28 protein-coding genes are annotated in these 24,275 nt (G+C 66.5%); 10 read left to right on the top strand and 18 right to left on the bottom strand.

Annotation, left to right across the window (positions count from 1 at the left end):
* On the top strand, positions 1 to 568 hold a 568-nt coding region (locus IEX33_RS15410; RefSeq protein ID WP_229675408.1), incomplete at its 5' end, for a CPBP family intramembrane metalloprotease.
* Between the two features lie 29 nt (positions 569 to 597).
* Positions 598 to 1,635 (top strand): nitronate monooxygenase, encoded by a 1,038-nt coding sequence (locus tag IEX33_RS15405; protein WP_268238418.1) that lies wholly within the window; start codon positions 598 to 600, stop codon positions 1,633 to 1,635.
* 10 nt (positions 1,636 to 1,645) lie between these two features.
* Here IEX33_RS15405 and IEX33_RS15400 read toward each other — a convergent pair whose 3' ends face one another.
* The gene (locus tag IEX33_RS15400) at positions 1,646 to 1,825 is read right to left on the bottom strand and encodes a hypothetical protein (RefSeq protein ID WP_188731601.1); all 180 of its coding nucleotides are present in this window, start codon (positions 1,823 to 1,825) and stop codon (positions 1,646 to 1,648) included.
* A gap of 108 nt (positions 1,826 to 1,933) precedes the next feature.
* Complete coding sequence (locus IEX33_RS15395) at positions 1,934 to 2,974, bottom strand: NAD(P)-dependent alcohol dehydrogenase (protein WP_104189460.1); 1,041 nt, start codon at positions 2,972 to 2,974, stop codon at positions 1,934 to 1,936.
* 151 nt (positions 2,975 to 3,125) lie between these two features.
* On the opposite strand from IEX33_RS15395, the gene IEX33_RS15390 reads away from it, so the two are divergent.
* Positions 3,126 to 4,010, top strand: a complete 885-nt coding sequence (locus tag IEX33_RS15390; protein ID WP_188731597.1) for a helix-turn-helix transcriptional regulator — start codon at positions 3,126 to 3,128, stop codon at positions 4,008 to 4,010.
* A 14-nt stretch (positions 4,011 to 4,024) separates the two neighbouring features.
* Here the strand turns inward: IEX33_RS15390 and IEX33_RS15385 are convergent, their stop codons facing one another.
* The 4 genes from IEX33_RS15385 to IEX33_RS15370 form a co-directional block, all read right to left on the bottom strand.
* A complete protein-coding gene (locus IEX33_RS15385; protein ID WP_188731595.1) occupies positions 4,025 to 4,462 on the bottom strand; it encodes a VOC family protein in 438 nt (145 codons plus the stop codon).
* Positions 4,463 to 4,548: 86 nt separating this feature from the next.
* A complete protein-coding gene (locus tag IEX33_RS15380) occupies positions 4,549 to 5,346 on the bottom strand; it encodes a GNAT family N-acetyltransferase (protein ID WP_188731593.1) in 798 nt (265 codons plus the stop codon).
* Positions 5,343 to 6,260, bottom strand: a complete 918-nt coding sequence (locus IEX33_RS15375; protein WP_188731591.1) for a DUF817 domain-containing protein — start codon at positions 6,258 to 6,260, stop codon at positions 5,343 to 5,345. The genes IEX33_RS15380 and IEX33_RS15375 overlap by 4 nt, the downstream gene beginning before the upstream one ends.
* The gene (locus IEX33_RS15370; protein WP_188731589.1) at positions 6,253 to 7,053 is read right to left on the bottom strand and encodes an oxygenase MpaB family protein; all 801 of its coding nucleotides are present in this window, start codon (positions 7,051 to 7,053) and stop codon (positions 6,253 to 6,255) included. Before IEX33_RS15370 ends, IEX33_RS15375 begins: the two co-directional genes overlap by 8 nt.
* Positions 7,054 to 7,189: 136 nt before the next feature.
* On the opposite strand from IEX33_RS15370, the gene IEX33_RS15365 reads away from it, so the two are divergent.
* The 5 genes from IEX33_RS15365 to IEX33_RS15345 all read left to right on the top strand — a co-directional run bounded on the left by IEX33_RS15365 (position 7,190) and on the right by IEX33_RS15345 (position 10,730).
* A complete protein-coding gene (locus IEX33_RS15365) occupies positions 7,190 to 7,672 on the top strand; it encodes a hypothetical protein (protein ID WP_188731587.1) in 483 nt (160 codons plus the stop codon).
* Positions 7,673 to 7,675: 3 nt separating this feature from the next.
* Entirely contained in the window at positions 7,676 to 7,870 is a 195-nt protein-coding gene (locus tag IEX33_RS15360; RefSeq protein ID WP_104189442.1) for a helix-turn-helix transcriptional regulator, read from the top strand.
* A gap of 143 nt (positions 7,871 to 8,013) precedes the next feature.
* Positions 8,014 to 8,418 (top strand): Hpt domain-containing protein, encoded by a 405-nt coding sequence (locus IEX33_RS15355; protein ID WP_188731585.1) that lies wholly within the window; start codon positions 8,014 to 8,016, stop codon positions 8,416 to 8,418.
* A 141-nt stretch (positions 8,419 to 8,559) separates the two neighbouring features.
* Positions 8,560 to 9,024, top strand: a complete 465-nt coding sequence (locus IEX33_RS15350) for a hypothetical protein (protein WP_188731583.1) — start codon at positions 8,560 to 8,562, stop codon at positions 9,022 to 9,024.
* The gene (locus IEX33_RS15345) at positions 9,021 to 10,730 is read left to right on the top strand and encodes a DUF5671 domain-containing protein (protein WP_188731581.1); all 1,710 of its coding nucleotides are present in this window, start codon (positions 9,021 to 9,023) and stop codon (positions 10,728 to 10,730) included. The genes IEX33_RS15350 and IEX33_RS15345 overlap by 4 nt, the downstream gene beginning before the upstream one ends.
* A gap of 68 nt (positions 10,731 to 10,798) precedes the next feature.
* Here the strand turns inward: IEX33_RS15345 and IEX33_RS15340 are convergent, their stop codons facing one another.
* The 12 genes from IEX33_RS15340 to IEX33_RS15285 all read right to left on the bottom strand — a co-directional run bounded on the left by IEX33_RS15340 (position 10,799) and on the right by IEX33_RS15285 (position 22,662).
* A complete protein-coding gene (locus tag IEX33_RS15340) occupies positions 10,799 to 11,887 on the bottom strand; it encodes an L-idonate 5-dehydrogenase (RefSeq protein WP_229675407.1) in 1,089 nt (362 codons plus the stop codon).
* On the bottom strand, positions 11,887 to 12,657 hold the full coding sequence (locus IEX33_RS15335; RefSeq protein WP_188731580.1) for an SDR family oxidoreductase: 771 nt from the start codon (positions 12,655 to 12,657) through the stop codon (positions 11,887 to 11,889). The genes IEX33_RS15340 and IEX33_RS15335 overlap by 1 nt, the downstream gene beginning before the upstream one ends.
* Positions 12,654 to 13,598, bottom strand: a complete 945-nt coding sequence (locus IEX33_RS15330; RefSeq protein WP_188731578.1) for a 2-hydroxyacid dehydrogenase — start codon at positions 13,596 to 13,598, stop codon at positions 12,654 to 12,656. Before IEX33_RS15330 ends, IEX33_RS15335 begins: the two co-directional genes overlap by 4 nt.
* Positions 13,599 to 13,634: 36 nt before the next feature.
* On the bottom strand, positions 13,635 to 14,384 hold the full coding sequence (locus IEX33_RS15325; RefSeq protein ID WP_188731576.1) for an SDR family oxidoreductase: 750 nt from the start codon (positions 14,382 to 14,384) through the stop codon (positions 13,635 to 13,637).
* A 64-nt stretch (positions 14,385 to 14,448) separates the two neighbouring features.
* Positions 14,449 to 15,789: an MFS transporter gene (locus IEX33_RS15320; protein WP_188731574.1), complete on the bottom strand. Its 1,341-nt coding sequence runs from the start codon at positions 15,787 to 15,789 to the stop codon at positions 14,449 to 14,451.
* Between the two features lie 55 nt (positions 15,790 to 15,844).
* Positions 15,845 to 16,858 carry a 5-oxoprolinase subunit C family protein gene (locus tag IEX33_RS15315; protein WP_188731573.1) on the bottom strand — a complete coding sequence of 338 codons (1,014 nt, stop codon included), beginning with the start codon at positions 16,856 to 16,858 and terminating at the stop codon, positions 15,845 to 15,847.
* The gene (locus IEX33_RS15310) at positions 16,855 to 17,586 is read right to left on the bottom strand and encodes a 5-oxoprolinase subunit B family protein (RefSeq protein ID WP_188731571.1); all 732 of its coding nucleotides are present in this window, start codon (positions 17,584 to 17,586) and stop codon (positions 16,855 to 16,857) included. Before IEX33_RS15310 ends, IEX33_RS15315 begins: the two co-directional genes overlap by 4 nt.
* A 1-nt stretch (position 17,587) precedes the next feature.
* A complete protein-coding gene (locus tag IEX33_RS15305; protein WP_188731569.1) occupies positions 17,588 to 18,376 on the bottom strand; it encodes a LamB/YcsF family protein in 789 nt (262 codons plus the stop codon).
* Positions 18,377 to 18,652: 276 nt separating this feature from the next.
* Complete coding sequence (locus IEX33_RS15300; protein WP_188731568.1) at positions 18,653 to 19,483, bottom strand: ABC transporter permease; 831 nt, start codon at positions 19,481 to 19,483, stop codon at positions 18,653 to 18,655.
* Between the two features lie 2 nt (positions 19,484 to 19,485).
* Positions 19,486 to 20,406, bottom strand: a complete 921-nt coding sequence (locus tag IEX33_RS15295) for an ABC transporter permease (RefSeq protein WP_188731566.1) — start codon at positions 20,404 to 20,406, stop codon at positions 19,486 to 19,488.
* Positions 20,403 to 21,527: an ABC transporter ATP-binding protein gene (locus IEX33_RS15290; protein ID WP_188731563.1), complete on the bottom strand. Its 1,125-nt coding sequence runs from the start codon at positions 21,525 to 21,527 to the stop codon at positions 20,403 to 20,405. Before IEX33_RS15290 ends, IEX33_RS15295 begins: the two co-directional genes overlap by 4 nt.
* A 49-nt stretch (positions 21,528 to 21,576) precedes the next feature.
* Positions 21,577 to 22,662 (bottom strand): ABC transporter substrate-binding protein, encoded by a 1,086-nt coding sequence (locus IEX33_RS15285; protein ID WP_188731561.1) that lies wholly within the window; start codon positions 22,660 to 22,662, stop codon positions 21,577 to 21,579.
* A gap of 313 nt (positions 22,663 to 22,975) precedes the next feature.
* Here IEX33_RS15285 and IEX33_RS15280 point away from each other — a divergent pair, with 313 nt between their 5' ends.
* Both IEX33_RS15280 and IEX33_RS15275 read left to right on the top strand, forming a co-directional pair.
* Positions 22,976 to 23,896 carry a LysR substrate-binding domain-containing protein gene (locus IEX33_RS15280; protein ID WP_188731559.1) on the top strand — a complete coding sequence of 307 codons (921 nt, stop codon included), beginning with the start codon at positions 22,976 to 22,978 and terminating at the stop codon, positions 23,894 to 23,896.
* Between the two features lie 183 nt (positions 23,897 to 24,079).
* Complete coding sequence (locus IEX33_RS15275; RefSeq protein ID WP_181405706.1) at positions 24,080 to 24,259, top strand: hypothetical protein; 180 nt, start codon at positions 24,080 to 24,082, stop codon at positions 24,257 to 24,259.
* Positions 24,260 to 24,275: the final 16 nt, after the last annotated feature.

The raw sequence follows: 24,275 nt of genomic DNA, 5'->3' as shown, positions 1-24,275 counted from the left end.
CATGCTGGTTATGGGAACCGCCATGATCCTCGCCGTCGGGATTCCCTATTCGGTCTCGAGGTTCGTCACCAAGGACCACGCCATCCGCTTCCCCATCAGGACGGGCCAGCCGTGGACGCGCGCCGAAAAGTGGTACCTGCCTGCCGTCCTGGTAATCGGGTATGCGCTGATGCCGGTGTACATGATCCGGACCGGCGTCTACACCAACTGGCCGGCTGTCAGCGACCCGGACGGCATCGCACGGCTCTTCCTCGGCACCAACGTGCTGGGCATCTGGGACGAACTCTTCTTCATCTGCACCGCGTTCACGCTGCTGCGCCGCCACCTGCCGGACTGGCAGGCCAACCTGCTGCAGGCGGTCCTGTTCACGTCCTTCCTTTGGGAGCTCGGCTTCCATTCCTGGGCGCCCTTCTTCATCTTCCCCTTCGCCCTGCTGCAGGCCCGGCTGTTCACGGTGACCAAGTCGCTGTCCTACATTGTCAGCGTCCACCTGCTGTTCGACTTCGTGCTGTTCCTGGTCCTGATCCATGCCCACAACCGCGAGTGGATCGACATTTTCCTGTACTAGTACCCTCAGCACGAAAGCGAACCACCATCGTGGATGCACCCGCCGGCGGCAACGCCCGCTTTGACATCGCCTCCCTGCCGTTGCCGGTGATCCAGGCGCCGATGGCGGGCGGGCCGTCCACGCCGGAGCTGGCAGCGGCGGTGAGCTCCCGGGGAGGACTGGGATTCCTGGCCGCCGGCTACAAGCCCGCGGCGGCGGTGAAGTCGGAGATCGAGGCCACGCAGCGGCTGACCGGAGCCCCCATCGGCGTCAATGTCTTCGTCCCGCAGCCCCCGGTCATCAGCCCCGGGGCGCTGGAACAGTACGCCCTGTCCCTGGCTCCGGACGCAGGGCGTTTTGGCGTCACCCTGGGGGATCCGCGCCATGACGACGACTACTGGGACAACAAGATTGAGGTCCTGCTGGAGCATGTCCCCGAGGCGGTTTCCTTCACCTTCGATGTGCCGGAACCCGCCGTCATCGGCGCGCTGCAGCAACGGGGCGCCTGCGTCATCGGGACGGTAACGTCGCGGCCTGAAGCCATGCGCGCCCTGGACGCAGGCGTTGACGTGCTGTGCGTCCAGGGACCGGAGGCGGGTGGACACCGCGGCACCTTTGACACAGCGCGCCGCCCGGAAGGTGAATCCCTCCACGGCCTGCTCGAAGAATTGGCGGACCTCGGAGTGCCGCTGATAGCAGCCGGCGGTATCGCCACGGGCGCCGATGTCCGGGCCGCCCTCTCCCGCGGAGCTGTGGCTGTCCAGGCGGGCACGGCGTTCCTCCGCGCGGACGAGGCCGGCACCAAGGCAGCCCACCGGCTTGCCCTGTCCTCGGGGCGCTTCACCACCACTGCGGTCACACGGGCCTTCTCGGGGCGGAACGCCCGCGGACTGTACAACGAATTCATGCGCCGCCACGATGGCGAGGCCCCCGACGGCTACCCGGAGATCCACCACCTCACCACTCCCCTGCGCGCAGCAGCAGCCGCTGCCGGGGATGCGGACTGGCTGAGCCTGTGGGCCGGAACCGGTTTCGACCGCACTGTTGCAGGCCCTGCGGCGCACATCCTCGCGGCCCTGCGGCCATAGCGGAAGCGGCCTATTCCTCGCCGGTGTCCTGTGCTTCCAGGAACCTGTCCATGGCTTCGCAGGCCCGTTTCCAGCGGGCGTTCAGGGCGTGCCGGCTCAACGGTTCGGACATTCCGTTGAGCACTTTCTCGATGGCATCGGATGCGGCGTCCCGGGCCCGGTCCTGCGCCGCCGGGGTGTAGTAGTTCATGCCGGTTATTCGTTGCGCCCGCAGCAGCGGATGGCGGGAATACCCCTCCACGCACGACGGCGGCCGGCCCCTTCACGGGACCGGCCGCCGTCGGACGCGCTGTGTTGCTTAGAGGGTGGCGGTGTCGATCACGAAGCGGTAGCGGACGTCCGAGGCGAGGACGCGCTCGTAGGCCTCGTTGATCTTCTCTGCGGGAATGACCTCGATCTCGGCACCGATGCCGTGCTCGGCGCAGAAGTCCAGCATTTCCTGCGTTTCGCGGATGCCGCCGATCATGGAACCGGCGAACGAACGGCGCCCGCCGATCAGCGCGAACGCGTTGACGGGGAGCGGTTCGGCGGGGGCGCCCACGTTCACCAGGGCACCGTCGAGTTTCAGCAGCTGCAGGTAGGAGCTGATGTCGATCGAGGCGCTCACGGTGTTGATGATGAGGTCGAACGTGCCGGCGAGGTCGCTGAAGGTGCTCTCGTCGCTGGTGGCGTAGTAGTGGTCTGCACCCAGCTTCAGGCCGTCTTCCTGCTTCTTGAGCGACTGGGACAGCACAGTGACCTCGGCGCCCATGGCGTGGGCGATCTTGACGGCCATGTGGCCGAGCCCGCCGAGGCCGACGACGGCAACGTTCTTGCCGGGTCCGGCGCCCCAGTGGTGCAGCGGGGAGAAGGTGGTGATGCCGGCGCATAGCAGCGGAGCGGCGACGTCGAGCTCGAGTCCTTCGGGGATCCGGACCACGAAGTCTTCGGTCACCACGACGTGGGTGGAGTAGCCGCCCTGGGTGATGGTGCCGTCGCGGTCAACCGCGCCATAGGTGCCCACGTTGCCCTTGAGGCAGTACTGTTCCTCGCCTTTCAGGCAGTTCTCGCATTCCTTGCAGGAGTTGACCATGCAGCCGACGCCCACGCGGTCGCCCACGGCGTGCCTGGTCACCTCGGAGCCAACCTGGGTGACGACGCCGGCGATTTCGTGGCCGGGAACCAGCGGGTACTGCTGCGGGCCCCAGTCGCCACGGACCGTGTGGATGTCCGAGTGGCAGATGCCTGCGAACTTGATGTCGATCAGGACGTCGTGGGGGCCCACTTCGCGGCGTTCGATGGTGGTGGGGATGAGGTCCTCAGTGGAGGACGGGGATGCATAGGCCTTGACGGTAGTCATGGGTCTCCTGGGGTTCTGTTGGGGGTTATTGAAATGCTACAGGGGCTGGGTTCCATCAAACCGGATACGGCGGCCTGTAGCGGTGGCCCTGTTGTAACTGGTTCTGGCAGTCCTACCCTTAGGGCTCCTGCTTCGTCGTAACGTGTCCTGTATGGATAACCGAGCCGAGGTACGGCAGTTCCTCTCCACGCGCCGGGGGCGCATCACTCCGGAACAGGCGGGCATTGAACCGTACGGCGGGCGGCGGCGCGTGCCCGGACTGCGCCGGGAGGAAGTGGCCCGGCTCGCCGGCGTCAGCGTGGACTACTACACGCGGCTGGAACGCGGGAACCTCTCGGGTGTTTCAGACAGCGTCCTGGACGCGATCGCCGGGGCGCTGGAGCTGGACCGCGCCGAACACGATCACCTGTACGACCTTGCCAGGACCGCCAACATGTCCGGCCGGAAGCGTGCCTCCGCCCCGGTTCCGGCAGGCGTGCGGCCCGAACTGCGGTACCTCCTGGACACCATTACCGGGGCGCCGGCCTTCATCGGGAACAACCGGATGGACATCGTGGCCGCCAACACCCTCGGCTACGCCTTGTACTCGGACATGTACCGGGCGCCCGCCCGGCCGGCCAACCATTCAAGGTTTATCTTCCTGGACCCCAGGGCGCACAACTTCTACACGGACTGGGAGCGGGCGGCGAGCGCCAACGTGGCCATCCTGCGGCGCGAGGCCGGCCGCAGCCCGCATGACAAGGGCATTGCGGAACTGATTGGCGAGCTATCCATGCGCAGCGATGAGTTCCGCACCCGCTGGGCCGCCCATAACGTCCGGCGGCACTATTCCGGGACCAAGTTTTTCCAGCACCCCGTAGTGGGGCTCCTGGAACTGAACTACCAGGTCCTGGGCCTGGAGGAGGACCCCGGGCACTCCCTCACGGTCTACCCTGCCACTCCCGGCAGCCCATCCGAGGAGGCCCTGAAGCTCCTGGCCTCCTGGGCGGTGACGGAGAACATCGCGGACCTGGCGCAGGCGAACGCGCGAGGCTAGGCGGGCTTGCGAAGCTAGGCGGGCTGTCCCTCCTGGACGGGGTCCGCCGGCTCAAGTCCGGATTCGTAGCCAACGAGCCAGTGAAGGCCGTGCTGGTCGATAACCTGGCCGTCCGATGCGCCCCAGGGCTTGGGACCGAGCGGGTCCACCACCCGGCCGTTTACGGCGAGTTTGTCGAACCACTCGTGGAGGATCCCAGGCTCGGCGGTCCCCAGCAACGAGAGCATCACCCCTTGAAGGCGGACACTGTTCTGCCCTTCCGCGGCATCCGAACCCGCTACGGCAACGACGCCCTTGAGCACTCCATGGGCTATGGCATCAGGTGGCCCGTCCTTGCGCCCGAAATCCTCATAGCTGTGCAGGAAGAGCTCACCCCCGAAAACGTCCGCGTAGAAGCTCAGCGCTTCGCGGGCTGTGCCGGGGAAGCTGACATAGATCTGGGGTGCAGTCATTCGCCCAGCATACAGACGGCCCGCGGGAACGATTGGGAAGACTGTATCGCCTGTCCTGCTGTGAAGCGCTGCATGAACGGTGGCGCTCAGCTGGTCTCCCGCCGCCAGCGGTAAGGCGTGGTGCTGGAGACCTTGACCAGCCCGGAGCGCTCCAGGATGGGCCGTGAGAACTCGGTCGAATCGCTGTGGATGAGTGTTTTACCCAGGCCGAGGGCCGACTGTGCCCGGCGGGCGGTCAAAGCCCGGTAAATCCCGCGGCCGCGCCATTCCGGGCGCGTGGCGCCGCCCCAGATCCCGGCGAAGGCGGTGCCTTCCACGGGTTCGAGGCGGCCGGCACTGACAATCCGGCCGTCTGCCTCGGCCACCCACAGCTGCATCCCGTCACCCAGTGAGAGCCGGTGCAGCAGGGCATCGGCCATCCCGTCGGACACCGGATCGCCGAAGACTTCATCCTGCATGGCGCACATCGCCCGGACATCCGGCCCGTCCACCACCTGCCGCACCACCACCCCATCGGGGAGCGGCACGGGAACGCTGAGCGCCTGCGCGCCGCCGATCATGATGGATTCCGGCGGATCAGGGGCAAAGCCGTGCGCCAGCAGCACCTCATGCAGCCCGGGGGCGTGGTCATGGCTGCGCGTCTTCCATTCCACCCGGGTGATCCCTGGATCAGACCGGAAGTAGTCCACCGCTTCACGGACCAGCCGGCGGAGGGTATCAGTGCCGGCATCCCCAAGATCCCGGTAGGTCACAAAGCCGCGGCCGTCCCGGAATGCCGCCAGGAGCAACGGCCCGCGCCTGTTCACCGAGACGGCGCCGGGCGTCTCGGCATCCGTGCGCAGCTGTTCATCGTAGGCAGCCAGGAACCGTGCCGATTCACTCATTCCGCGTGCTTACTGGTGGCCGCCGGGACGGTGTGCTTGGCCGGCGCCGACCCGTCCCGGGTTGCCTCCGCAGGCGGCTGCGGTTTGTAGACCCAGGCCACCAGCACCACTGAAATGATCATCAGCAGGAACCAGGCCACGAGCTTCTCCAACCCAACGGGCTGCCAGCCGTCCACCTGGCTGGGATACAGCCAGGCGCCGGACCAGGTGGCGATGTTCTCGGCCACCCAGATGAACAGCGCCACCAGCAGGAAGGCGAGCAGCAGCGGCATCCTGTAGTGCTTCCTGAACACCCTGAAGTGCATCACGCACCGGCCAAAGACAATCACGACGGCGGCGAGGAGCACCCAGCGTGCGTCCCAGATGTAGTGGTGGCTGAAAAAATTGACGTAAACGGCCGCAGCCACGGCCGCCGTGATCCAGCGCCGCGGATAGCGGGCGAACCTCAGGTCGAACAGCCGGTAGACGCGGACCATGTAGGACCCGACGGCCGCGTACATAAAGCCGCTGAAGAGCGGGACCGCCCCGATCCGCAGGAAGCCCTCGGCCTCGTAGGACCAGGAGCCGGCGTCGGTCTTGAAAAGCTCCATCACCGTACCCACCAGGTGGAACAGGATGATGACCCGCAGCTCCTTCAGGGTCTCCAGCCTGAAGGCGACCATAAGGACCTGGATCATCACCGCGGCGAGGGTCAGGAAGTCGTTCCTGGCCAGCGCGGCGCCGTCCGGGTACCAGAGCCGCGCGGCCATCAGCACCGCGAGCAGGGTGGCGCCAAAGATGCAGGCCCAGCCCTGCTTCAGGCCGAAGACCACGAATTCGGTGAGCTTTGGCCGGACGCGGCTGGAAGGGGCGCTGGCCAGGAAACGGCGCGCCTGCTCGTCAAGCCGCGCCTCCAGCGGAGTGGAACTAAGCACTGGCGCGCCCTGCCCGGCGGGAGAAAGTGTCCAGCTCGGAGAGGCAGTAGTTCTTAAACCAGTGACGGAGCCGCTGCGGCAGCTTGGGATATGCCACGGCGAGGGCTTTCATGGTGCGGTGGAACCGGCGCTCATGGCGCCCGCTCCACGGCAGGCCGAAGTCGTTCCGCAGCTGGTCCGGGAGGAGGCCGGCCGTGAGGAACCGGGCGATTGGCATGATGGTGCGGTACCAGAGTGCTGCATGCTGTGGATAGAGGAGTCCGCGGCCCACGCGGATGGCAGCGTCGCTCGCCCGGAGGCCGGCCATGCGTGCGTCATAGTACCGGCCGAACGCTTCACGGTCCTTCGGCCACATGTCCGGCGGAAGCTGCAGGGCCGTCCCCAGCTTCGCATAGTCCCGGTACATGCTGTCGGCGGACTCGTCGTCGAGCGGGCCGTAGATTTTCTCGATGATGACCAGGGCGGTGTCGTAGAGCGTTGCCGTGACCCACAGCTGCAGTTCGGGGTCGTACGCGTTGTAGCCGGGCGTTTCGTGATCGGCATCCCGGCGGACAGGAACGTGGGCTCGGTTCACCCTGCGCCGGACTTCTTTGACCTGCTCGTCAGTTCCGTAGGTGACGGCGTACACGTAGGTCAGGGTGCCCTTGAGCCGGTTGATGGGGCGGTCCGTGAACGTGCTGTGCTCTGCGACGCCGCGGCCCACGCCGGGGTCTGCAAGCTGCAGCAGGATGGCCCGTCCCGCTCCCGCGAGCAGGATGACCTCCGCGTTCAAGTCCGCAAGTTCCCGCACCATTCCCTCAGGGTACCGGAGGGACCGGACGGGAGCCCCGGCCCGCTACAGCAGCCCGCCGCAATGGACAAGTTTACTTTACAGTCAAGTTCGCTTTACACTGGAGGCATCGATTACCGACAAGAACTGGGGGCCTGACATGACGGAGAACAAGAACAGTGCGACAGGGAATCCGGTGCGCACCGCCTGGGGACGGGCCCGGCTTGGCACCCGCACCGTACCGGCCATGATGCCCGCCATCCCCCTCGGGATCCTTCTCGCCGCACTGATCGCGGCAGCTGCCGCCCTGGCAGGCTTTGCTCCGCAGCAGCCTTTGCTGGGTGCCGCCATCGTGGCAGCCCTCATGGTCCTGCCCATGTGTGCACTCGCCTGGGCGTTCCTTGTTGACCGGGATTCCCTGGAGGGCGCGGCCTCCCGCCCGGAGGAATCCGTGGAATCGCGCTGGTATGACAATGCCGCAGCAGGAGCATTCCACGACCTGCTGATCTTTTCCGGCCTCGGAACAGCGGTGCTCTTCCTGACGCCCCTTGAAATTGAGGGGTCCGTGGGCCTGCTGGCCGTAAGCGTCGTGGGAATGCTGTCCGCGGGAGTGCGCTACACCGTCAACAGGAGGCGAGGGTAGCCGTTGGAAAACACCCTTCCGGAACTGCGCAGGGAGCATGGCTGGTCGCAGCAAAAGCTGGCCGATGCGCTGGGAGTATCGCGGCAAACCGTCATTTCCATCGAGAAGGGCCGGTTCGACCCGTCCCTCCCCCTGGCCTTCCGCCTGGCATCACTCTTCGGCTGCACCATCGAGGACATCTTCACGCCCGGCAGCTAGCACGAGCAACGCCCGCAGAAAATCGAGTACCCGCCACTCGTGCCCTCCATCCCTGGTGCCCGTAGCGTCCTGTGAAAGACCGCGGGCATCACCGCGGGCACTCCGGCTGCAAGGGGGCTCATGGGCTGCATCGAGGCACCGACATGACCCAGCCGGACGGTTATGCCCCGCCCCTCCTGGACCCCGCAGTGCTGGAGCGGCTGCGCGACGAACTCGACGATGAGGAGGGCGTGTGGAAGGTCTTCGTGGAGGCCTTCATCGCGCAGATGCCCCAGAGGCTGCAAAAGGTACGGCTTGCCCTGACCACCGGGGACCTGCCGGGTGCCATGGATGCGGTCCTGAGCCTCAAGACCTCCAGCCAGATGGTGGGGGCGGAGAGGCTCGCCGCGCTGGCCCTGGAGCTTGAAAAGTCACTGCGGGAGGAAGCCAGGACCGCCGACCCGGCCGTGGTTTTGCCCCGGCTTGCGGCGGAGCACCTGCGGCGGCTCAAGCAGTGCGCCCAGCGCACCATGTATGTCCTGCAGGACCACCTGAGGAAGGGTCCCTGAACCGACGGCACTGTGTCCGGCGGACTCAGTTGGGCGCCCTGGCACAGCAAGCGTACGACGGCGGCCCAGCCCGCCGTCGTACGCGGCAACTCGGGCCGAAAGACACCAGCGAATGTCGTGCCGAAAGTGCATACTGGCGCCATGACTGATGCAGCGCGAAAACCGGACCGGATCCTCCTCGTGCTGCTGGGGGTCATCGGCCTGCTGGTGGTGGTGGCCCTCGCCGTGGTGTTCTCCCGCGGAGATCCGGAACCCCTCGATGAGGCCAGCCCGGCCGGAGTTGTCCAGCGGTACAGCTCCGCAGTGATCGACGGCGACCTCGCAACTGCCGAAACATACCTCACGGATTCCGCCCGCACCATCTGCCGCGGATCGTACTTCGGTGAGCCCCGGCCCGCCCGGGTGGTCCTGGTGTCCACGTCGGAGCGGGACCAGTCAGCCACCGTGCGGGTCTCAATCGTCAACTCGTCCCAGGACGGCCCCTTCGGCCCCTCCGAGTACGAGATGGAAGACATCTTCTCCCTGGTGAGGGCGGACGGAGACTGGAAGATCAGCCAGGCGCCGTACCAGCTGATGGCATGCACCGGAACACAGGTCAAACCATGAGCGCCCCGGCAGGCATGACCGTTTTACCGGCGGGACTCGCCCAGGTGACGCTGCGCCGGCTCATCCAGTACGCCCTGCTCTTCGCGCTGGTGGTGATCGCCGCCAGTGGCCTCAGCGGACTGCTGGACCGGCTGTTCACGTCAGGGGCTGTGCTGGCATCCACGGATGTGGCCGGACTCGCCCGGTCCCTGGCCTTCACCCTGATTGGCGGTCCGCTCGCCCTGCTTTTGTGGTGGTTTGTGTGGCGCAGGCTGGACGACGAGGCAGAGCGCAGGTCCGCCGGGTGGGGCCTCTACATCACCGCCATGTACGGGGTTTCCCTGATCATCTTCACCACCTCGCTGTTGGGGATGGCGGCGTCACTCATCGGGCGGCGGGACAGTGACTGGGCACCGGCGCTTGCCAACGCCGTCGTCTGGGCGGCCATCTGGGCGTGGCACCGGTGGATGTGGAAGCACCCCCGGAAGCCCACCGTCCACCTGGACGACGTCAGGGCCGTCGTCGGCTCAGTGTTTGGCCTGCTGCTCGGCGCCGGTGCCGGCATCGCGGCGCTCAGCGGCCTGCTCGACGTCGCTGTCCGCGGCTTCCCCCTGACGGTGACCGTTGAGCCGTGGTGGTACCCGGTGCTCCGTTCGCTGGTGTGGGCGGCGGGCGGAACCGTGGTCTGGTGGTGGCACTGGTTCCGGGAAGGCGGGCGCCGCTTCCAGACCAACCTGGTTGACAGCATTATGATCATCGTCGGCGTCTTCGCGGCCGGCATCACCGCCCTCGGCGGGGCCGGCGTGGTCCTGTTTGTGTTCCTGCGGCTGGCGTTCGACCGCGACGATCCCATGAACGAACTGCTGGAGCCGCTGGCTCCGGCCGTGGCCGCCACACTCGTGGGGGCCCTGGTGTGGCGCTACCACCGCACCGCGTCCATCCGCCGGTCCCCCGCCACCATGCGTGCAAGCCTCCTGGTGACGTCCGCGGTTGCCCTGGCGGCTTCGGCATCCGGGGTGGGCGTTGTGGTGAACTCCTTGCTGGCAGCTGCCGTGTCCCCGCTGGCGGGAGGGGCAACACGCACGCTGCTCCTTGGCGGCATCAGTTCCCTCCTGGTGGGCGGGCCCGTCTGGTGGCTGGCGTGGAATCCCCGGAACCAGCCGCAGGCTGCCGAGGCCATCCCGCCCGGACGCCGCGTGTACCTCATTGCATTCTTTGGCGTCAGCGCCGTGGTGGCACTCATTACGCTGCTGGTAATCGGCTACCGGGTCTTCGAGTTCCTGCTCGGGGACGTCACGGGCGGCAGCCTCCTGGACCGCATCCGCGCACCGTTCGGGCTCCTGGTGGCAGCCGCCCTGGTGGCCGGGTACCACTTCGCCCTGTGGCGGCACGACCGCGCCCTCCTCGCGGCCGCCCAGCCAGCCAGGAAACGGACCATCGAGCAGCTCACCCTGGTTATGAGGCAGCACGCGGACCCGGAGGCCGTGGCACGGGGCATTGCCGAGGCCACGGGCGGTGCCAGGGTCACCGTCTGGCTGCGGGCGGACGACGGCGGCCCGGCCCTTCCGGCGGCCGGTGCAGATTCAGTGGGGGCAGCTTCTCAAGCGCCGGCTGAAACGGTGGGCCAGGTGGCGGCCGCCCTGGACGGAGTCACGGCGCAGCACGTACTGGTACTCGTGGGGCACGGCACGCTGGAAGTCATCCCCCTGCACAGCCCGCCAAAATAGCGGGCGTTTTTGTCCAGATCTGCAGGCTCCAGCGGCGGCACTTGTCCCTGCATATCTGGACAAAAACTCTAGGCGGAGGCTGGGTGGTTTTCGCCGAAGCTCAGCAGCACTTTCCCGGACTCGGCCGAATTGCGCGCCACGCTGAAGGCTTCCAGGGCCTCCCCGACGGGGTATTCGTGCGTGATGACGGGATCGACCTGCAGTGAGCCGTCTGCCAGGGCGGCAATAACGTCGTCGATCTCGTCATTGAAGCGGAAGGAACCCTTGAGCTCCAGCTCCCGGGTGATGGCCAGGGAGATCAGCACCGGCTGCGGACCGGTAGGCAGCAGCCCCACCATCACCACGGTGCCGCCGCGGGTTGCGCCCTGAATGGCGGAGGCGAGGCCGTGGTGGTTGCCGGAGGATTCAATCACGACGTCGGCCTCGACGGCGGCGATCGCCTCGGCATCACCGGCGGCGAGCACCTGGTCCGCCCCAACGGCCTTGGCGATGTCCAGCGGCTTGTCATGCATGTCGACGGCGGTGATCCGGCTCGCGCCGGCGCGTTTCAGGACCGCCACGGCCAGGGCGCCGATGGGGCCACTGCCGATCACCAGCGCGGTCTTGCCGGCAACGTTCCCCGCCCTCGCCACGGCGTGCCACGCCACGGCGGCGGGTTCGATCAGGGCCGCGGTGCGCAGGTTGATGCCCTCCGGCAGCGTCCGGAGCATCCGCGTGGGGAGGTTCACGTACCGGCTGAACGCGCCGTCCTTGTGCGGGAACCGCGCGGCGCTGCCCAGATAGGTGCAGCCCGGCGAAAGGTTGGGCCTGTCCGCCGGATACCGTGCAGCACCGGGGCCGGGTGTTGCCGGGTGGACTGCCACCGGAGTACCGGCGGCGGGTCCCGTTCCGTCTGCTGCGGCCCGGACCACGGTCCCCGAGATCTCATGCCCGAGCACCAGGGGCGCCTTCAGGATCGATTCACCGGCGGCCCCGTGCAGCCAGTAGTGCAGGTCCGAGCCGCAGATGCCTCCGTAGTGCACCTCAATGACGGCTTCGTCGGCGGCGGGAGCGGCGAGGGGCACCTCGTCGATCCGGAGATCGTTGGAGGCATGGGCCACTACGGCCGGGCCGGTTACCGGAAGGGTTGTGTTCGTGGGCATTGCTGGCGTTGCCATCAGACCACCACCGTCATTCCGCCGTCGATAAAGATGGTCTGTCCGTTGACGAAGTCGGATCCCCGCGACGCCAGCCACACGGCGGGCCCGGCAAGGTCCTGCACTGTCCCCCACCGGTTGGCCGGGGTGCGGCCCAGGATCCAGGAGTTGAACTGCTCGTCGTCCACCAGGTTCTGGGTCATCTCCGTGTGGATGTACCCCGGAGCGATCCCGTTGATCTGCAGCCCGGAGGCCGCCCACTCAGCCGTCATGGCACGGGTCAGGTTCCGCAGCCCGCCCTTCGCCGCGATGTAAGGGGCGATGGTGGGGCGGGCAAGGTCTGTCTGCACGGAACAGATGTTGATGATCTTGCCGTGCCCGCGCGGGATCATGAAGCGCGCCGCCTCGCGTCCCACCAGGAAGGCGCTGGTCAGGTCCGTGGAAATCACCCGTTCCCAGTCCTTCACGTCCAGGTCCAGCATGGGCACCCGGTGCTGGATGCCCGCGTTGTTCACCAGGACCTCCAGCGGCCCCACGTGCTCCTCCACCCAAGCAACCCCGCGGGCGGCCTCGGCGTCGCTTGTCACGTCGAACGCGACGCTGTGGACCCGCCCGGGCGCGAAGCCGGCAGCCATCGCGGCAGCTGCATCCTTGAGCCGCTCCTCGTTGATGCCGTTCAGCACCACCGTGGCCCCGGCATCGGCAAGGGCCCTCGCCAGGGCGTTGCCAATCCCCCGGCTCGAACCAGTTACCAGGGCAACCCGCCCCGTCAGGTCAAAAAGTGAACTCATGCGAACGGACCTGCCTGCACCAGGTTGGCGGGAGCCTGCCCTGCGGCCAGGGCCTCCAGCTGCTTCCGGAGGAGCTTCAGGATCCTCGGCTGGAACGCCGATGCATTGCCGCCAATGTGGGGCGTGATCAGGGCGTTGGGTGTGGACCACAGCGGGTGGTCCTGCGGCAACGGCTCCGGATCGACCACGTCGATTGCGCACTGCAGGCGTCCGGACAGGACTTCCTTGGTCAGCGCGGCTGTGTCCACCACGGAGCCGCGGCCCACGTTGACCACCAGGGCGCCGTCCGGGAGTGCCGCGAGGACTTCTTCCCCGATCAGCTGGTGGGTGTGCTCATTCAGCGGCAAAACCGAGACCAGAATGTCGTGCGAGGCAGCGAGAACGGTAAGTTCCGACGACGCATGCACCTTGCCGCGCTCGTCGGTACGGGCCGAGCTTCCCACCCGTGTGACGGTGACTTCAAAAGGCTCAAGGCGGCGGGCGATTTCATGCCCGATTCCGCCGACGCCCACCAGCAGCACCCGACGGTCCGCGAGGGACTGGCGCCGCTCGGGCCGCCAAAGGCCGTACTGCTGGTCCCGGACGGCCTGGTCGATTCCGCGCAGCTTGGCGAGGATAAGCCCAACGGCAAGTTCCGCCGTCGCCGCCGCGTGGACTCCGGACGCGCTCGCCACGCCCGCGGCCGGCCCGGCAGCCTCAATCACGCCGTCGTATCCGGTGGACTGGGTCTGTACGTACTTCAGGCCGGGTACCTTGGCGAGGGATCCCAGGACGGCGCCGGCATTGATGTAGGGCAGGATGACGCCGTCGATCTCAGCCAGCGTCCCGTCGTCGGGATCTGTCTCCAGGTCCCAGACCACTCCCTGCAGCCCTTCGGGCAGGGGTGAGAGATCGTCCAGGAGCTGCTGGTCGGGGAAGCTGACGGTACGGACTGTTTGCATGGGAAGACCTATCAATCTGGGGCGGGAGTGCTGGGGCTAGCGGCGGTCGAAAGTCAGGCCGCCGGGGACCTGGAAGGTGGGCATAAGCTCCAGCATGCCAACATTCACGTGCCGGGGTGTTTCGATGGCGTAATCCATGGCGTTGACGATGTCATCGGTGGTGAGCGATTCATAACCCTCGTAGTAGGTCTTCCACGCCTCCTCCATCGCCTCCGGCGTGCCGCCCATGTTCCGGCCGAAGATCTCAGTCTCCACGCGTCCAGGGCAGATTTCGGTGACGCGGATGCGCTTGCCCACGGTGTCGTTGCGGAGCTGCCGGGAGACCTGGTGCACCGCGGCCTTGGTGGCGTGGTACACCGTGTGGCCGTAGAAGTTGTAGGTGCCGGCGATGGAGCTGACGTTGATGACGTGCCCCAGGTCGCGTTCCACCATGCCGGGCAGGACCAGCCGGGTCAGCTGCAGCAGTCCCCGGAGGTTGACGTCCACGAGTTCGTCAATGTCGCTTTCGCTGGAGTCCAGGATGTTGCCGGGCCGGGAGACTCCGGCGCAGTTCACCAGGACGTCCACCTGGAGGTTCCCGACGGCGGCGGCCAGCGCCGCGGTGTCCGTCAGGTCCACCACGTGGGGCACCGCGCCGGTCTTGTCCGCGAGTTCCTTCAGGCGGTCCTCGTTGCGGGCCAGGGCGTGGACGGTGAGTCCGCGCTTGGTTAGGCGTTCGGCGATCGCGGCGCCCATGCCGGTGGAGGCACCAGTGACCAGGGCCGTTGAGTAATCGGAAAAGGACATGGAAGTCTCCTAGGAAGGTGCAGCACAGTGCTGCGCAGGTAGCGGAAATTCGGGAGTGGAAAAGTCAGGCGTCGCGGAGCGGCAGGTGCGCCCGGTCCTTGACCGTGCTGACCGCGGCAAGGGTGCCCAGCGCGGTGATCACGGCGTAGAACGCGGGCATGTAGATGTTGCCGGTGGAGGAGATGAGCCAGGTCATCAGCAGCGGCGCGGTGCCGCCGAAGAGTGCCGAGGAGATGTTGTAGCCCAGGCCGTAGGCCGAGTACCGGACACGGGTGGGGAAGAGCTCCACGATGAGGATGTGGATGACTGCCGTGTGGCCGGCGAAGACCACTGCCATGATGGAGGCGCCCAAAATGGCCAGTGCCATCTCGCCGGTGGCAATCAGCGCGTACGAAGGGATGCCCAGGACGGCCATGGCGATGGCGGAACCGGCGATGACCTTCTTGCGGCCGATGCGGTCCGAGAGCGCGCCCATGAAGGGGATGGCGATGCAGATGACCACCAGGCTGCAGGCGGTGACCAGCAGCGCCTCGCCGATGGTGAAGTTCAGCTGCTTGCCCTTGAGGAAGGTGGGCATGTAGGAGAACAGGACGTAGTAGCCGGAACCGTTCATCAGCGGGATGAAGAGTGCCAGCAGCATGGCACGGCGGTGCTCGGGCGAGGCAAAAGCCTCCTTGAGCGGGTTGGCCGAGAGCCCGCCTTCTTCCTTGAGCTTTTCGAAATTGGGGGTATCGCTGATGGCCTTGCGGATGTACCAGCCGATGATGCCCATGGGGATGGCCACCAGGAACGGGATACGCCAAGCGAACGATCCAAAGCCGCCGCCGTCGATCGCTTCCTGGGTGAGCCAGGGGGACATGGAGTAGGCAACCAGGGTGCCGGTCAGGAGGGCTGCGAACGAGGCAATCTGGGCGTAGGAGGTAATGACGCCGCGCTTGCCCTCGGGGGCGTGCTCGGCGAGGAAGGTCATTGCGCCTGCAGCTTCACCGCCAACGGAAAAGCCCTGGAGCATGCGGAGCAGCACGAGCAGGATGGGGGCCGCGACGCCGATGGCCGCGTACGGCGGCAGCAGGCCGATGCCCGCGGTCGCAACGCTGATCAGCAGGATGACAAACACCAGGAGCTTTTGCCGCCCAATCCGGTCACCGAGGTAACCGCAAACGACGGCGCCGAGGGGGCGCACGAAAAAGGAGACGGCGTAGCCGGCGAAGACAAACAGGAGTGCGTTGTCCGGGTTTCCAGGGGCCAGGAAGACGAGGGCAAGCGTTCCGGCCATAAAGGCGAAGATGCCGTTGTCGTAAAGTTCCACGAAAATGCCGACGCAGCCGGCCGTGACGACCTTGCGGGTCTGCTTGCTGCTGAGCCGCTCCTGGTGCGGCTGGGCCGCATGCGTTGAGGTGGACATGGCGTTCCTTACTTAAGGGGATGGTAACAATGCTTTTCGGGGGAAGCGAGAGTCTTCAGCTTCCGGCGGCGGGTGCGAGCCGGGGCGGGCCCGGGGGGCCGCCCACGCCGAGGAGGGAGAACACGGTGCCCACCGTGGAGCGGAGGGTTTCCAGTTCCCTCAGCGCTGCCCGGTGTTTCGCTGTTGCCTCCGGGACGGTGGTTTTGCGGAACGTGATTTTGTGGCCGGGCCGGGCCTGCGCCAGGACGTCCAGCGAGCGGCTGGTCACCACGGCCAGGACGGGGTAGCCGGCGGTTACCCCGCGTCCACGGTGTAGAACCAGGAGTTCCTCCCGGGAGGGCACCTCGATGGCTCCGACCGGGACTCCCCTGGACAGCACCTCGGCGGTGGACTGGCGTTCCGGAAGTGCCCCTCCCAGCCGCAGCCCGATGTGGTTGCTCCGGCCGCTGACGGTGTACTCGGTGCTGTAGAGCAGGTCCGCGGTCCCGCCGAATTCGTCCACATCGGGGCCGTCCGTCACTTCCACCACTGCGGTGCTGTGGAACTCCGGGCGGGTCAGGCCGAGGCGGAACAGCGGCAGGTCGAAGTACGGCTGCCGGATGGGCGGGACGCTCTTGAAGGTCCTCAGTTCCGTGCCTTCCGTGAGCCGAAGCCCGAATCCCACGACGGTGTCCGGCGCGCAGCTGCCCAGGAGGACCGGCGCGTGCACTGAGCCGTGGACCGCTACGTAGGCCCGGAGGCCGCCGTCGAGCCGGCGCAGCGCCACTGTCTCCCCCGCCCGCACGGATACCGGCTCCCACTGCTGGCACTCGCGCCCGCCCACCGTGAGGTGCAGGGGCGTTCCCGTGACGGCGATCAGGATGTCCGTGGTGGCGCGCATCCGGAAGTCGAGGGCTGTGATTTCCAAGAGCGGGGAGTTGTCCGCGTTGCCGGCGAGGATGTTCGCCGCCCGGGCCGAGAACTGGTCCAGCGCGCCGTTCACGGGCAGCCCGAATCGGGGTCCCCGGAGGCGGCCAAGGTCCGTGACCACGGAGTTGCCGGGCTGCTGGATGACCAGGGAGCCGTTCATCGTGCTGCCTCCAGTTTCCGGCCGGCGTACGTGGCGAAGTCCTCCGGCGGGATCCGGTGGAACCGCAGCACGTCGCCGGGGACGTAGGGAACCAGCGGTTCGGCCGCTGCGTCGAGGACGGTGAGCGGTGTCTGGCCGATGACGCACCATCCGCCGGGTGCGGCCGCGGGGGCGATCACTGCCTGGCGGCCGGCCACGGACACAGCTCCGGCAGGGACGGAGAGCCGGGGGTCCTTAAGACGCGGGACCGGCTGCGGGAAGTCGGGGCCGTCCATCATGGGCGAACCGGCGGGTGCGCCCAGGCAGCGGATCACGTAGGACTTGGCCGTGTGCAGCGTGATGATTTCCTCGACGGACAGCTGCTGCTGTTCAGCGACACGTTCCAGGTCGGGTCCGTACTCGCCGCCGTAGACCACCGGGACGCTGAACTCGCGGGGCGCGCGGGCGGGCGCGCCGGTGAATTCGAGCTGGCGCAGGCCCAGCAGTACGAAGGCCCGGACCTGGCGGGCGGAGGTAACGCCGGGGTCGAATTCCACGAGCAGGGAGTCGTACGTCGGTACCGCGCCGTGGACGCCGTCGGCTCCGGCGGCGTCCAGCCACCCGGCAAGGGCATGGACGGTGGCCCAGTTGGCCTCCCGGTCCGCTGACGATGCGACGACGCGCAGGGCAGCGTCCCCGGATTCGAAGACCTCCACCGGAGGCAGCGCTGGTGTGGAAGTGGCGGGCATGTCAGGCGGCTTCCACTTTGGCGGCCAGGACCTGGGCGAGCGGGGCGATGGTCACGCCTGCGCGCTCCAGTTCCGCGCGGACCCGGCGCGCCAGCTGGACCGCGCCGGGGGTGTCCCCGTGGAGCAGGATGGTGTCGGCGACGATCGGCAGGTCGGTTCCGGCGACAGTTTCGATCAGGCCCTCGCAGACCATCCGGATGGTGCGGTCCACGATGGCGGAGGGATCGTGGATGACGGCGCCCGGGCGGCTGCGTGGCACCAGGGTGCCGTCCGCCTCGTAGGCACGGTCTGCGATGCCCACGATGCCCACGGGCAGCTGGCGCGCTTTTGCGGCGTCTGCAAGTTCGCCGTCCTGGGCCAGGACAATGAGGTCCGGGCTGACTCGGGCGGCGGCGTCCGCAACGGCTTCGGCATAGTCGGGCCGGGTGGCTACAAGGTTGCCGAGGCGGCCGTGCGGTGCGAGGTGCGCGACGGCGGCGCCATGGTAGGCGGCGAAGGCGCCGAGGGCTCCGAACTGGTACAGGACGTCGTTGCGGACTTCGTCAGCGGTGAGGTCCATGGCGCGCCGGCCGAAGCCGCGCAGGTCCGGGAAGCTGGGGTGGGCACCGATGCTGACGCCGCGGCGCACGCACTCGGCGACCGTGGTGTTCATGATGTCCGGGTCCCCTGCGTGGAAGCCGCAGGCGATGTTGGCGCTGGACACTACTTCCAGGAGGGCCGCGTCGTCGCCCATGGAGTACGTGCCGAAGCCTTCTCCGAGATCTGCAACGAGATCAACGATGGGTCCCATGTGAGCCCTCCTTGGGGGTGGTGGCGCGGCGCTGGCCAGGGGAAGCGGCAGCTGCCGGAAACGGAATTCTGTGGACCAGCCGGATGGGGCTTGGGTCCGGGCCCGGTTTACCGGGCTTGTAGAAAAAGTCTGGCACCGGGACTTTGATCACACAAAGACGTAATCGGTGTCACGGGATAGGTGCCGGTTATGACCTGTGCCTCTTGTGGACGGCGTCCTGCCCGGCCCCGCTGGTGCGGACCGGGCAGGGCTGTTTTGTTGTAGGGGCAGGAGGAGTCAGCGCAGGGCTTTGCGCAGTCCCATGACGCGTTCCACGACCACCACCACGGCAAGCGAGATGAGGATGAGGATCACGGAGAGGGCTGCGACGGCGGCGTCCGCGGAGTTTTCCACATACCTCAGCACCTGCACGGGGAGGGTTGGCAGGCCTGATTCGGCCACGAACAGTGAGATCACGGCTTCATCGAAGGAGACGATGAAGGCGATGACGCCGCCGGCGATCACGCCCGGCTGGATGATGGGAAGGGTCACGCGGCGGAAGACCGTCCAGGAGTCGGCGCCCAGGATGCGTGCGGCCGCCTCGCAGGACGTGTCCGTCGTGGCCAGGCTCATCAGGGTGGTCCTGATGACAAACGGGATGGTGATGGCCACGTGGCCGATGATGATGCCGGCGTAGGTGTTGTTCAGTTCCAGCGGACCGAAGAGCAGCACCATGCCCAGCGCCAGGACGATGCTGGGGATCAGCAGCGGCGAGAGGAAGAACGACTGCACGGCGGCCTTAGCCTTGAATTCGAAGCGGTACAGCGCCAGCGCCGCCGGAACCCCCAGCGCGAGGACGATGAGCGTGACGATGACGGCCACGATCAGGCTGACCTTCATGCCCTCCATGAACGTGCTTTCCTGCGGAAGCATCTCGTACCACTTCAGGGTGATCCCCTCCGGCGGGAAGGACAGGTACTGGTTGGACGCGAAGGACACCACAAACACTATGAGGAGCGGTGCCAGCAGGAACAGGTACAGCAGGAACACCAGCGCGCCGAAGGCGGGTTTGGCGGGGTTGAAGCGCGGTGTGAAGACTTTGGCACTGCTTGCGTTGGCACTGCTCACGGTCAGCCTCCGATTTTCTTGGTGAGCCGCTGGTAGACGGCGATGATCAGGCCGAAGAGCACCAGCAGGATGACGGACAGGGCGGCGGCAAACGGCCAGTTGAGCAGGCCGGTGGTCTGGTCGTAGATCTCGGTGGCCAGCACCTGCACGCTGCCGCCGCCCAGGAGCCGCGGGGTGATGAAGGTGCTGATGGAGAGGACGAAGACCAAAAGGAACGCCGTCAGGAGGCCGGGAAGGCACAGCGGCAGCGTCACCCGGGTGAACACTTTGAACTTGCTGGCTCCGAGGGAACCGGCCGCCTCCTCCAGCTGGGGGCTTAGCCTGCCGAACCCGGAGATCATGGCGAGGATCGCGTACGGCATGAAGATTTCCACCAGGCCGATGGTCACGCCGGTCATGTTGTTGGTGAGCTTCAGGGGTGTGTCGATCAGGCCCAGGCCGCCGAGCGAGGAGTTGATCAGGCCGTTGGTTCCCAGGATGACCATCCACCCGTAGGTGCGGACCACGGCGGAGGTGAGCAGCGGGGCGATGGCAATGGCGATGAGCAGGCCGCGCCATTTGCTGGTACTCCGTGCAAGGAAGAGGGCCACCGGGTAGGACACTATGACGCAGAGGATGCCGACGGTGACGCCCATCTGGAAAGTGTCCAGCGTGACCCGCCAGTAGTAGGGGTCGGTGAGGGGCTGGATGTAGGTGTCCAGGGTGAACGTCTCAACGATGACACCGTCCGGTGCGCCCTGGTTGAAGGACATCCGGACCATGTACGCCAGCGGGAAAACGAAGCTGACCAGCAGGCCGAGCAGGCCCGGAAGCAGCAGCGCCAGGTAGGTACGCCGGTTGCGCCGCTCGGTGGCCCGTTCGAGCTGCCCCTCGTCCTGGGCCTTGGGCCGTTCCGGCGCGGCAGGGGCTTCCAGGACCGTCATGCTGCCAGCCTCTCCGGCTGGGCGGCTGCCGGGAGGAGATAGGCGTCGTCGGCCGCCCAGGAGAGGTAGGCGGCGTCTCCGATGCGGGGCAGGTCGCCGCTGCTGGTCAGCATCTGGGCGTGCAGCTGCTGGTCCCCGATGCGGACCGCGACGGCCAGGGCGTCACCGGTGTAGCTGACCCGTTCAATGGTGCCCGCGAGTGGTGCCTGCGCTGCGCCGGGGTGCAGGGACACATTGAGCCGGTGCGGGCGGATGACCAGCTCGTGGCTGCTGCCTGACAGGCCGGCGGACCCGATGGCGCCGAACTGGCCCAGGCCGTCCACGTCCACCTTGTAGTAGCTTTCGCCTGCAAGGTTGGCCCGTCCCGTTTCCGCGCCGACGCGGGCGGCCAGGAAGTTGGCCTGCCCAATGAAGTTGGCGACGAAATGCGTGCGGGGCCGCTCGTACACCTCGGTGGGCGAGCCGAACTGTTCGATCAGGCCGCCGTTCATCACGGCGATCCTGTCGGCCATGTCCAGGGCCTCGTCCTGGTCGTGCGTAACGAAGAGCGTGGTTGCCCGGGTGCGCTGCTGGATGGATCGGATTTCGGTGCGCATGGTTTCGCGGAGTTTGGCATCCAGGTTGGACAGGGGTTCATCCAGGAGGAGCAGGGTGGGCTCCACCACCAGGGCGCGGGCCAGGGCGATCCGCTGTTGCTGGCCGCCGGACAGTTCCTTGGTCTGGCGCTTGCCGAGGTGGCCGAGCTGGACCATGTCCAGGGCGGCCGCCACCCGTGCCTTCTGCTCGGACTTGGGTGTCTGGCGCATTTCCAGGCCGAACGCCACGTTCTGTTCCACGTTCATGTGGGGGAACAGGGCGTAGGACTGGAACACCATGCCCATGCCGCGCTTGTTCACCGGGGTGTGGGTGATTTCCTTGCCGTCCACCACGATGGAGCCGGCGGTGGGGTCCATGAGGCCGGCAACCATCCGGAGGGTGGTGGTCTTGCCGCAGCCGGACGGGCCGAGGAGTGCCACCAGGTGCCCCTCCTCAACTTCCATGTTCAGGCGGTCGACGGCGGGGTCCAGATCTGCTGCGTATCTTTTGGTCAGATCAACGATCGACAGTTTGGGTTCAGTCACGGTTTCAGTTCTCCTGAAGGGGAAGTTGGGGAGGGGGCGCCGGCAGGCGCTAGTTGGTGATGATCTGGCGCTTCCAGGTGTCGGTCCACTTGTCGCGGGCCGAGGACAGGAATTCGACGTCCAGCGGGACGATGTTGAGGGAGCCGTCGGTGGGAACCACGCGGTCCTTCACATCGGCGGGCAGTTCCGCATTGGTGACGGAGGGTGCGTAAAACAGTGCCTTGGCGAAGGCCGTCTGTGCCTCTGCGGACAGTGCGTAGTCAACGAAGGTCTTGGCAGCCTCGGAGTGCGGGGCGTCCTTCACCAGGTTGATGGTGTTGATCTGGTAGACAGTGCCTTCCTTGGGGAAGGTGACACCCATCTTCTTGTTGCTCTGGTCGCTGTAGAACTGGCCGCGGGCGTTCTGGCCAAGGCCAAGGACGGTCTGCCCGGTAATGACGTTCTGGTATTCGTCCGGGTTGGGTGCGAACGTCTGGACGCCAGGGGCCATTTCCTTGAGGCGGGTCACGGCGGAGTCAATGCCCTGGGTGTAGTCCTCGCCCTCCATCTTGGAGGTGATGGCGGTCAGGGACAGGCCCAGCAGGGATGGCGGGGCGTTGACGTTGATCTTGCCGGCGTAGGCCGGGTCCCAGAGCACCTTCCAGCTGTCCGGGGCCTCGGGAAACGTGGCAGTGTCGTACACCAGGCCTACGGCGTCGAGCATAGCCACGGGTCCGTACCCTTCCTTGTCCCGGAACTTTTCCGGGACGTTGGCAAGGTTCGGGACGCTTTCCTCGTCTACCTTCTCGAACAGGCCCTGCTTGTTGCCGGTGGTGGACACGGAGTTGTCCATGATGGCGACGTCGGTGGCGGGGTTGTTCTTCTGGCCCTGGAGGGCGCTGAGCATTTCAGCGGAGGACCGCTTCGAGGCGTAGTTGATCTTGATGTCCGGGTACTTGGCCTGGAAGGGTTCGATTACTGCAGCGGTGTACTGGTCCTGCCAGACACCCGAGTAGGCGATGAGGTTCACCTCGCCCGAGGTGGCGCTTCCGCCGCTGCCGGCTGCCTCGCTGCCGCCCCCGCAGCCGGAAAGGACCAGAACCGCTGCGGAGAGGGCGGCCACGGCCGCCATTTTGCCTTTGATAGTTGCTCGCATTTGTTGTCTCTTTCTCAAAAAGAATCCGGGCTGGTAGCGGATCCTTGGATGCTTTGAAGCTATTGAGTGCATATTTCGGATATGTAAAAGAAAACGCCTATCCCGGTAAACACCGGCTTTATGCAGAATGCGTCTGACGCCATCGTCAAATCGCATGCCTGGCCGGGGTTAGAATGAATTGCTCATGAAATAGCGTTCTGGGTTCAACCTAGTGTCAGAGATATGCATCACACAAAGACCAGTTGCGTATCCCTCCATAGCATCCGGTTATGACCTTTATGGGTTCAGGACGCCGCGAAGAGAGAAGGCGGCCATGGATACGCGGAAGCTTGCGTACTTCGTGCAGATTGTGGATTCAGGAAGCATCACCAAGGCCGCGGCAGCGCTGCATGTGGCCCAGCCGGCCCTGAGCCAGCAGGTTTCGGCGCTTGAGAACGACCTCAAGCAGCGCCTGCTGATCCGCAGCAAGCAGGGGGTAAAGCCCACCGCCGCCGGGCACACGCTGTACCGGCATGCCCAGTCCATCCTGCGGCTGGTGGACCAGGCACGGCAGGACGTCGCCAAGTCCGGGGCGGCACCGTCCGGCCGCGTGTCCATTGCGATCGCGCCCTACAGCATGGCCTCAAGCCTGACGCCGAGGATCATCAGCGAGGTGGCCAGCCGGTACCCGGACATCGTCCTGCACGTCACGGAAATCTACGGCGGCGTGCTCAGCGAGGCCATCAAGAACGGCCGCCTGGACATGGCACTCATCTACGAGCCCGGCCCTATCCGCGGCGTGCAGTTCACCACGATGATCGTGGAGGACCTGCACTTCGTAGTCAACGCGGGCAGGGCAGGGGTGCAGCAGGCCGACGGCGGCATCACCCTTGAGGAGGTGGCCCGCCACGGGCTGTTCCTGCCCGAGCAGATCCACACCCTGCGCCAGACGGTAGAGGCCGGCTTCGCCAGCAAGGGCCTGAAGCTCCGGCTGGTGGGGGAAGTGGAGTCCGTCCCCTCCCTCGCCCGGCTGCTGCGGGCCGATCTTGGTGCCACCATCATGCCCAAGTCTGCTGCTGACGCCCTGTTCCACGAGGAGGACTTCCAGGTGCTGCGCATTGTGGATCCGGCGTTGCAGTGCAAGATTGCGCTGTGCACCCCCGATCATGACCCGCTGTCCGAGGCGGCGTCCGCGGTCCTGCTCGTGGTGAAGGAAATGCTGCAGGAAATGCTCAGCAGCAAATATTCACGGTAGCTGGTCCATAGGTTCCACTTATCGCGTCACTCATCATTGGTCTTAGTATTCCCGCTCCCCCGATCCTAGAATCTAGGAAAAGCCGGACAATTCCGGCGAATTAATTCTTGTGCGGATCAATGGGAGTGCGCCGTGAAAAAGATAAACACCTTGGGGAGGAATTCGGGTAAAAGCCCGGGTTTGATGGCCAAAACCGGATTCCACTGCCCCGCCAATGGTTTCTGGCGGCCCGAGGACCGGTCCGTTGAGCCTGTGTTTGTGTTCGAAGGCAGCATCATGCCGGCCGGCGGCCGGGGGTCCACGGTCTGGTACCTGGAGGATGCGGCCTTCGGTCCGCCGGAGTATCCGCTGCCGGCGCAGTAGGCCGCACGGTGGTACT

It is taken from the genome of Pseudarthrobacter scleromae, assembly GCF_014644515.1.
Lineage (GTDB): Bacteria > Actinomycetota > Actinomycetes > Actinomycetales > Micrococcaceae > Arthrobacter > Arthrobacter scleromae.
The sequence above is the reverse complement of the archived record's forward strand: the minus strand, read 5'-3'. Positions and strand labels throughout refer to the sequence as shown.